The sequence below is a fragment of the Lentiprolixibacter sp. genome, from assembly GCF_982873095.1.
The window spans coordinates 1-10,319 of record NZ_CEYNTP010000082.1 but is presented as its reverse complement, the minus strand read 5'-3'; the positions used below and the strand labels follow the sequence as shown (position 1 = coordinate 10,319).

Annotated in this window: 6 protein-coding genes; 3 read left to right on the top strand and 3 right to left on the bottom strand. The window is 49.0% G+C overall.

The features are described from left to right. Window positions 1–510, bottom strand: a 510-nt coding sequence (locus AC4E7D_RS06700; protein ID WP_490173038.1) for an arginase family protein, incomplete at its 3' end; no start/stop codon positions are given. 9 nt (window positions 511–519) lie between these two features. After that, window positions 520–3,000 carry a type I DNA topoisomerase gene (topA, locus tag AC4E7D_RS06695; RefSeq protein WP_490173037.1) on the bottom strand — a complete coding sequence of 827 codons (2,481 nt, stop codon included), beginning with the start codon at window positions 2,998–3,000 and terminating at the stop codon, window positions 520–522. A 134-nt stretch (window positions 3,001–3,134) separates the two neighbouring features. Here topA and AC4E7D_RS06690 point away from each other — a divergent pair, with 134 nt between their 5' ends. Next, a complete protein-coding gene (locus AC4E7D_RS06690) occupies window positions 3,135–6,275 on the top strand; it encodes a VPS10 domain-containing protein (protein WP_490173036.1) in 3,141 nt (1,046 codons plus the stop codon). Between the two features lies 1 nt (window position 6,276). Here AC4E7D_RS06690 and AC4E7D_RS06685 read toward each other — a convergent pair whose 3' ends face one another. Beyond that, window positions 6,277–7,518, bottom strand: coding sequence for an LVIVD repeat-containing protein (locus tag AC4E7D_RS06685; protein ID WP_490173035.1), 1,242 nt, complete (start codon window positions 7,516–7,518; stop codon window positions 6,277–6,279). A gap of 158 nt (window positions 7,519–7,676) precedes the next feature. Here AC4E7D_RS06685 and miaB point away from each other — a divergent pair, with 158 nt between their 5' ends. Further along, entirely contained in the window at window positions 7,677–9,119 is a 1,443-nt protein-coding gene (gene miaB / locus AC4E7D_RS06680; RefSeq protein WP_490173034.1) for a tRNA (N6-isopentenyl adenosine(37)-C2)-methylthiotransferase MiaB, read from the top strand. A gap of 4 nt (window positions 9,120–9,123) precedes the next feature. Beyond that, window positions 9,124–10,319 (top strand): sigma-54 interaction domain-containing protein (locus tag AC4E7D_RS06675; protein WP_490173033.1); only part of this gene is annotated, 1,196 nt, incomplete at its 3' end.

Genomic DNA, 10,319 nt, shown 5'->3' with positions numbered 1-10,319 from the left:
GATCTTGCTCATATAGGAATGGGAGGAAATGAGCTCTTCATCGATCCCAAAATCAAAACGGCTGTCCACAGACACCAGGTTTACCATATCCTTAATACGGTCATAGGCCCGGTACATGGGATAGGTGATGTCCTGGGTGGGCCCGATAATTATGGGGATGATATTTTCCTCAAGCAGTCCGGCCACAATTTCCCGTACCACAAAGTAGGTGTCCTCTACAGTCTCGCCTTCTTCGATATCCCCAAGATCGACCATAGTGGAATTCCAGTTCCCCATCATCAATCGGTACAATTGGATCCGCACCTGGGCCAGGTCCAGTTTCTCGGGTTTCTTTTCGAAAGCATTCCGGGATTCATTAACGCCCAGCAGGGCGAAGGTGACATTGGCAAGTACAGGGAGCCCGTCTTTTTCTGTGTGGATGTGTACAAGCCTTCCCAGTGCCTGGGCAGGCAGGAATTCATTGTGGGCCAGGACCTGATCTGCTACGGGTACCAGAAAATCAAACGCCATTGCCTTTGTTTAAGTTTTTGATTTACGGGTTTTCTTTTTCGGAGCCTTCTGTGCTAAGAGGGATTGCACCTGTTCTAGGCTTAGCTCGGCGACTTTGACGTCTTTCCCCAATTCCACCTTGGTCCTGCCTTTTATTATATTATGCCTTCCCCATCGTGCCTTTTCGATACGAATGCCTTCTTCTGGCCATTCCCGTACCAGCTTTTCGGCCTCTTTTTTCTTTTTGTCCTCGATGAGTTCCGCAATATCAGTATCGGTAAGGGCATCAAAATCATACTTCTTGCCTACACTGATAAATAAACCATTCCATTTGATGAACGGGCCAAAGCGCCCTTTGCCTTTAGTCACCTCCTGGCCTTCATAATGTCCTATAGGGGCATCTGCCTTTTCCTTGGCCTGAACCAGTTCCACGGCGCGTTCGTAATCGACGTCAAAGACACTTTCGCCCTTGTCAAGGGAAACGAACTTTTTGCCGTAACGGATATAAGGGCCATATCGCCCCACGTTAGCCTGGAGTTCTTGGCCTTTGTATTCCCCAAGACTTCGTGGTAATTTGAAAAGGTCCATGGCCTCCTCGTAGGTGATGGTATTGATCGACTGATTCGGCAACAAACTGGCAAATACCGGTTTTTCCTCTTCGTCTACGGTTCCGATCTGGACCATGGGGCCAAACCTGCCCAGCCTCACGGCTACCTGTCGCCCTGTTTTCGGATCTGTGCCGAGGACACGTTCACCACTGGCGCGTTCTGCCGTAGCTTCCACTTCGGTTACATTGGGATGGAAATCACGGTAAAATTCCCGCATCACTTTTTGCCAGTCTTCCTCCCCAGAGGCAATTTCATCAAACTCTTCTTCCACCCTTGCGGTGAAATTGTAGTCCAGGATATTTGAGAAATGATCCACCAGGAAATCATTTACAATCATACCGATATCTGTAGGAACCAGTTTTCCCTTATCAGATCCTACTTTTTCCGAAAGTACACTCGTAGTAACCGACCCGTTTTTAAGGACCAGCTGGTTGTACTTTCGTTCCTGTCCCTCAATTGTACCTTTTTCTACATATCCCCTGTTCTGTATGGTAGAAATGGTGGGGGCATAGGTAGAGGGCCTGCCTATCCCGAGCTCTTCCAGCTTCTTTACAAGGGTGGCTTCTGTGTAGCGATAGGCCGGGCGCGTAAAACGCTCCGTAGCAACCAATTCATCATTGGTGAGTGGGTCATTTTCCTGCAAGGCCGGAAGTAATCCTGCCTGTTCTTCAAGGGTGTCCTCCTCATCTTTGCCTTCAAGGTAAACTTTCAGGAACCCTTCAAACTGGATTATCTCCCCATTGGCAGTGAATTGCTCATTATGCGTATTGGCCCCTATCTTCACCTGGGTGCGCTCCAATTTGGCATCGCTCATTTGTGATGCCAAGGTCCGTTTCCAGATCAATTCATAGAGGCGGGCCTGGTCCCGTTCCAGGGAAGGCGACTGCAATTTCATATCCGTAGGCCGGATCGCCTCATGGGCTTCCTGTGCCCCTTTGGATTTCCGGTTGTAATTTCTTGTCTGGCTGTACGCCTCTCCATAAGTACTAACAATCGCATCCCGGGCAGCATTCAGCGCTTCTTTGGAAAGGTTGACGCTGTCTGTCCTCATATAGGTAATCAATCCTGCCTCGTAGAGGCGCTGCGCCACCTGCATGGTCCGTGACACAGAAAAGTACAATTTCCTCGAGGCTTCCTGTTGTAGTGTGGAAGTGGTGAAGGGTGCCGGTGGTGATTTCTTTGCTGGTTTTTTCTCCAGGTTGGCAACAAAAAAATCAGCTCCAATATTCTTCTTCAAAAAGGCTTCCGCAGCTTCCCTGGTGGGAAAGGTCTTCCCCATGCGGGCCTGGAAGCGCTGTCCGTCCTGTGTTACGAATTGCCCCTGTACCCGGTACGAAGCTTCAGGGGTAAAGGCAGTGATCTCCCGTTCGCGCTCCACGATCAGCCTTACGGCCACAGATTGTACCCTTCCCGCAGATAAACCCGGTTTTACCTTCTTCCAAAGTACGGGGGAAAGCTCATACCCTACCAGCCGGTCCAAAACCCTTCGGGCCTGCTGGGCATTTACAAGGTTGTAATCAATGTCGCGCGGGTTCTCAATTGCCCGTTGAATGGCCGACTTGGTGATGGAGTTGAATACGATCCTTTTGGTCTTGCTGCGGTCTAACTTCAGGGTCTCCGCCAGGTGCCAGGAGATGGCTTCCCCTTCGCGGTCCTCATCACTTGCCAGCCAGATGGTATCCGCTTTCCTGGCAAGTTCTTTTAACTTTTTTACGACAGGCTTCTTATCGGAAGCTACTATATATTTTGGAGTAAAGTCATTCTCAATATCTACCCCCAGCTCTTTGGAAGGGAGGTCGGCTATATGCCCAAAACTACTGGCTACTTTGAAATCCTTCCCCAGGAAACGCTCGATAGTCCTTGCCTTTGCAGGGGATTCAACAATTACTAAATTCTTTGCCATCCACAGGTTTTTGTGGGAACAAAAGTATAGGAATTTTTTTATTTGCCATTTCCGGCAGCTACTACCACCGTTGTTTTACTTGTGTTGTATCCCCAAATTAATCCTTATTTTAGACAGATTTTGAACACTATCCTATGAAAACTTTTACCCTATCCCTTTTTGCCTTTTTCCTAATGGTACCGTTCCAGGAAAATGTGGCACAGCGCAGAAAACAAAAAGCTTCAACTACCTCTTATGAGCAATCTCTTTATGAGGGGATCAGCTGGCGGCAAGTAGGTCCTTACCGGGGTGGCAGAGCCGGGACGGTTTCCGGAGTCCTCAACAACCCCAACCTGTATTACATGGGTACCGCTGGTGGCGGGGTCTGGAAAACCGAAGATGCCGGCAGCACCTGGACCTGTATTTCCGATGGGTATTTTGGCGGGTCGATTGGTGCACTGGCTGTTGCCGACTCGGATCCCAACATTATATATGTGGGAGAAGGTGAACAAACCCTGAGGGGCAATGTGTCCTCTGGCCACGGGCTCTGGAAAAGCATGGATGCAGGGAAGAGCTGGGAATTTATCGGGCTGGAAGGCTCTGAACATATCGCCAGGATTAGGATACACCCGAGGGATCCCAATATTGTCTATGTAGCCGCTATCGGGAACCTGTGGATCCCTAATGAAACCCGTGGGGTATACCGTTCAATTGACGGTGGAAAAAACTGGGAGCGCATCCTCTATGTGAGCGACAAAGCCGGGGCCGGCGACCTTATCATGGACCCCAACAACCCCAGGATCCTTTATGCCTCTACCTGGCAAATGAAACGCAACGGTTACCGCATGGACAGCGGGGGGCCAGACAGCAAGCTATTCAAGAGTACGGATGGTGGGGATTCCTGGACGGAGATTTCAGGAAAAGCCGGTCTCCCGGATACGCCCTGGGGCATTGTGGGGGTAACCGTTTCCCCATTGAATTCCAACCGGATATGGGCCATAATCGAAGCAGCAGACGGTGGGGTGTTCCGCTCTGACGACGGTGGGGAAAGCTGGAAGAAAATTAACGAAAACAGGGCCCTGCGACAGCGTGCCTGGTATTATAGCCGTATTTATGCCGATACTCAAAATGAAGATAAGGTATATGTAATGAACGTAAGCTATGGGGTTTCCACTGATGGAGGAAAGACCTTCACGCTTAAAAACGCACCCCACGGGGACCACCATGATCTTTGGATCGACCCGAACAACAATAAAAGGATGATCATCGCTGACGATGGAGGTGCACAGATCTCCAACGACGGCGGGAACAACTGGTCTACCTATTACAACCAACCCACAGCGCAGTTCTACAGGGTTACAACAGACAATCATTTCCCTTATCGCATCTACGGTGCACAGCAGGACAATAGTACGGTACGCATCCTTCACCGGACTTCAGGGAATGCCATCACTGAAAGGGATTGGGAACCTTCGGCAGGAGGGGAGAGTGCCCACCTGGCACCGGACCCAAATAACAGCGATATTGTCTATGGGGGTACGTACAAGGGGTATATGATGCGTCAGGACCACTCCGTAGATCAGACCCGGTCTGTAAATGTATGGCCGGACAACCCGGCCGGTTCCGGTGCAGAAGTAATGAAATACCGGTTTAACTGGAACTTCCCGGTGATGTTCAGTATCCACAACACCAAGCGCCTCTATGCCGGCTCCAATTTCCTGCATGTCACTGAGGACGAGGGACAATCCTGGAAGGTCATCTCCCCAGACCTTACACGAGGGATCCCGGAAACGATCAAGTCATCTGGCGGCCCCATCACCCAGGACAATACAGGAGCAGAATTCTACTCCAATATCTTTGCAATCGCCGAATCCCCGAATGAAGCGGGAGTAATTTGGGTGGGCAGTGATGACGGCCTCATCCACATTACACGGAACAATGGCGAAAGCTGGGAAGATATTACCCCGCCGGCCAGCATGTCGCCCAAACTCAATATGATCAACTGCATTGATCCGAGTCCGTTCAAAAAAGGAACGGCCTATGTGGCAGCGACCTCCTACAAATTCGGCGACTATACGCCTTATTTGTATAAGACCGAGGACTACGGAAAAAGCTGGCGCCTGATTACCAGTGGCATAAAGGGGAATCATTATACCCGGGCGATCCGCTCAGACAAGGTCAGGGAAGGGCTGTTGTATGCCGGAACAGAATGGGGCATGTACATTTCTTTTGACGATGGTAGTAGTTGGAAGCCCTTCCAGCTGAACCTGCCAGTTACCTCAATACGGGATTTGCACGTTCGGGATAACGACCTGATTGCAGCAACACATGGCAGAAGCTTCTGGATGATCGATGACCTCACCCCCCTGCATCAGCTTTCCTCTGAAATGGCAAACAAAGAGGCTGTCCTGTATAAACCAGACAAAGCCTATCGCATGCAACAATCAGGCTGGGGACGTGCCAATTCCAAACTGGAGGGGACCAACCACCCGGATGGGGCCATAGTCAATTACTATATCAGGGACCTGAAGGAAACAGACACTGTTGAACTGGAGATCAGGGAAGACAACGGAACTGTGATCCAGCGTTACTCCAACAAAGCCAAGGCAGATAACAACAACCCCAGTGCCACCAGGCCGCTTAAAGTTAATAGTGGAGGAAACCGCTTTATCTGGAACATGAGGTATCCGGGATTTACCGCCTTTAAGGGAATGGTCTTGTACTCCTCCCCGAACAGGGGGCCAAAAGCAGTTCCCGGCACCTACAAGGTTGCACTGAATTACAACGGTAAGGTTTCAGAAGAAGAGTTTCTTGTGGCAAAGGATCCCCGGTTGCCCAATACACAGGAAGACTACCAGGAACAATTTGATTTCCTCATTGCCGTGAGGGATCAGGTGAGCCGGGCCAACCAGGCTATCGTTACCATAAGAAAGATCAAGACCGACCTGGATTACCTGAAGGGAAAGTCCGAAAATCAGGCCGAATTACAAACCCTTTTGGATGAATTTGAGACCAGGCTGACGGTGGTGGAAAACAACATCCACATGACCAAGAACCAGAGCCGGCAGGATCCTCTCAACTATGGCATCCGGATTAATAACAGGCTCGCCTTTTTACTGGCTGATTCCCAACGCGGGGATTATCCGCCAACAGACCAGGCCCGAGAATTTTTTAAGGAGATCCGGCAAGAACTGGAAACAGAATTGACCTCCCTGGATGCGTTAATCAATACCTATGTGGACCAAATCAACAACAAGGTGAGCGAAGGGAAGATCAAACTGATCTCGGTCAAATAAACTACAACTGCAGTGCATGGAGCAGGGTAATCCCTGCTTCATTGTACTCGTATTGATACAGGGTGCCGTCCCCAACCATTAACAGATGATTTTGCAGGGGGATCACATCAAAGGTGACTACGTCTTCAAAGTGGTCTAACAACTGCAGGCTATTGATATCGGTCTTATCGTATACTTTCAATCCGGAAGCCCCATCGCATATAAATAATTTCTCGTCCTTTATCCCAAGTCCGTATGGCTCATCCATGGGATAGCTCACTGCAAGTTCAGGATTGGAAATATTGGAAATGTCCACAATAAACAAACCACTCTCAGTAGCACCGCAGTTATTACCACCGCGTAAGGTTACGTACGCATAGTCCCCATCCACCACTACGGGGTCACAAGCCGTTCCGTGCTGGAATTCAGAAACAAACTCCGGGGAGCTCGGCACACTAAGGTCATAGATATACATGCCCCTCATGCTACCAAGATACAAGTACTGTCCATTTGAGAAAATGGTCTCAATATCAAATCCGGCATACACATCGTCCAGGTCAACAGGATTTTGAAGGTCACCAATATCAAAGACATTGATGTTGTGGCTGTCCACCGCATAGAGGAAATCCCCTACGATCTTAAACCGTGCCAGGGAACCCCCCTGCCCCACATTTCCTGCATCAGTGGCCTCGGCAAATAGGATGTCTACCCGCCCCCATTGTTCTTCATACTCAGAAATGAGGCGCCGTTCAGTAACCACTTCCCAGCCGATCAGGATCTCGGTTTCATAATCCCAATCGCCATACTCGAAAAAATCGGCCTCGGCTGGCCAAACCACATTGTCCCGCAGGACATTCTCCAGGCGGTTCACGATTTGTATGTTACCCATATCAGAAATATCAAAGACCATCAGGTCCGTGATACTGTCTGCATACAAATAATCATCCTTCACCGATATGTCCACATTCCCGGCGATCTTGATGAAGGATATTTTTTGAGGGTTGCCAGGGTCAGAGTTGTCTATCACGTGTACGCCCTTGTATTTGTCATTGACAAAGATGTAGTCATTGTAGGCGTAAATCTTTCCAGATTCATCAACCGGCAGGGGGGCAACAATTTCCACACTGCTCTTAAATTCGGCTACAGTCATGGTAAGGGGCCGTGCTACCAGATAGTCTTCGTACAGGTCATCGTTGTTGTTTTCACATGAGCCCGCAAGTAAAAGAAAAAACAGGCCCAACAAAGGGTAAGAAATCTTATTCATAGCTTGTTTAATTTAATTGTAGAGGTTGTAAGGAAAAGATACAATTTAAGAAACCGCGTTGCGTGAAATTTGGTAATAAATTAACTGTCAAATTGTCATAAAACCTTGAGATATGCTATCTTTGCTGCCTGTTTACAAGCACATGACGATACTTTTTTATGGAGAAGGTAATTGATGAATCTGTACAGGGAGATGCCCTGATTACTTCGTCGAAAAAGGAGAATGCACGCAAACTTTATATAGAAAGTTACGGCTGCCAGATGAATTTTTCGGACAGCGAGATCGTAGCCGCTATTCTTTCTGAGGCAGGATATAATACTACGAACCAGCTACAGGAAGCGGACCTGGTTCTGGTAAACACCTGCTCGATCCGGGAAAAAGCCGAGCAAACCGTACGAAAACGGCTGGAGAAATTCAATGCAGAAAAAAGGAACCGCCCGCATATCAAGGTAGGGGTCCTGGGTTGTATGGCAGAGCGTTTGAAAAGCAAACTGCTGGAGGAAGAAAAAATCGTGGATATGGTTGTTGGCCCGGATGCCTACAAGGATCTGCCCAATTTACTGAAAGAGGTAGACGAGGGTCAGAATGCTGTCAACGTTATCCTCTCCAAGGAAGAAACCTATGGCGATATCGCCCCGGTTCGGCTCAATTCTAACGGGGTAACCGCATTTGTATCCATCACCCGGGGCTGTGATAATATGTGTACCTTCTGTGTGGTACCCTTTACCCGCGGCAGGGAAAGGAGCCGGGATCCTTATTCCATTGTGGAAGAGGTCAACCAGCTTTGGGAAAAAGGCTACAGGGAGGTAACCTTATTAGGACAAAACGTAGACAGTTACCTCTGGTATGGCGGAGGCTTGAAGAAAGATTTCGAAAAGGCTTCCGAAATGCAAAAAGCGACTGCCGTTAATTTTGCCGGCCTGCTGGCCCTGGTAGCGGAAGCCCAGCCCCGGATGCGGATCCGATTCTCTACCTCCAATCCACAGGATATGACCGTAGAGGTGATCGAGACCATGGCCCGATACAATAACATTTGCAACTACATCCATTTGCCCGTGCAGAGCGGCAGTGACCGTATCCTTAAAAAAATGAACCGGCTGCATACCCGGGAAGAATATTTTGAACTAATAGACAACATCCGCCGGTTAATCCCTGATTGTGGTATAAGTCAGGATATGATCGCCGGTTTCCCCACAGAGACAGAAGAAGACCATCAGGACACCCTGTCTTTGATGGAATATGTGCAATACGACTTTGGTTTCATGTTTGCCTATTCCGAACGGCCCGGTACCCTGGCCGCACGCAAGTTCCCGGATGATGTCCCGATGGAAACGAAGAAAAGGCGGCTCCGCGAAATCATCGATTTGCAGCAAAAACACAGCCTTCAGCGCAACCAGCAACACCTCGGTAAAATTGAAGAGGTGCTTATCGAGGGGAACTCCAAAAAATCAGATGCCCATTGGATGGGTCGCAATACCCAGAATACCGTGGTGGTATTCCCAAAAGAACACTATAAGGTAGGGGAATTCGTCCGGGTGAAAATAAAGGAGTGTACCTCAGCGACCTTGATCGGGGAAGCAGTGGAATACGCTAATGCATAAGTATATGGAGAACCTACAGGCCATTAAGCAACGTTTCGGGATTATCGGTAACAACGATAAGCTCAACCGGGCACTCGAAAAAGCCATTCAGGTAGCCCCTACAGATATTTCTGTGTTGGTCACGGGAGAAAGTGGTGTGGGGAAAGAAGCCGTACCCAAAATCATCCATTCCCTCTCGCATAGAAAACACGCCAAGTATATTGCAGTTAACTGCGGGGCCATCCCCGAAGGAACCATAGACAGTGAACTTTTTGGACATGAAAAAGGGGCCTTTACGGGGGCCACCCAGACCCGAAGCGGTTATTTCGAGGTGGCAGACGGGGGTACCATTTTCCTGGATGAAGTTGGGGAACTTCCCCTTACCACACAGGTACGTCTCCTCCGGGTCCTTGAGAACGGGGAATTCCTCAAGGTGGGGTCCTCCCATGTACAGAAAACCAATGTGCGTATTGTAGCAGCCACCAACCTGAATATGCTGGAAGCCATCAAGAAAGGAAAATTTCGGGAAGACCTGTACTACCGTCTAAGCACAGTTGAGATCAATATTCCCCCGCTGCGGGAAAGGCAGGAAGACATTTTCCTGCTCTTCCGGAAATTTGCTTCCGATTTCGGGCAGAAGTATAAAATGCCTACCATCAGGCTGGAAGACGATGCCGTGCAATTACTTTTGAAATATCGCTGGCCGGGGAACATCAGACAGCTGAGGAACGTCGCGGAACAGATCTCTGTTCTGGAAAAAAGCAGGAATATCTCCGCCAACACCCTCAACAGCTATCTGCCCAACGCCGGAGATACCAACCTCCCGGCGGTTATCACTCCCAAAAGCCAGGAAGGCGATTTCAGCAACGAACGGGAAATCCTGTACAAAGTACTGTTCGATATGAAATCTGATCTAAATGACCTCAAGCAACTCACCATGGAACTGCTCAAGAGCAACGACCTTTCCAAAGTGCAGGAGGAGCACGGACACCTTATTGAAAAAATTTACGGGGATAATGGGGATGAAGCTACGGAAGATCCAAATTCTGTAGAACTTTTGCCATTACCGGAAAAAGGATCGGTTAGCAATTATGAACCTCCTGCTCCGGTAGACAAGTATGATTTTGCAGAAGAGATCGAAGAAGAGGAAACCTTATCTTTACAGGAAAAGGAAATAGAACTTATCAAAAAATCACTGGAGAGAAACCGGGGCACGCGGAA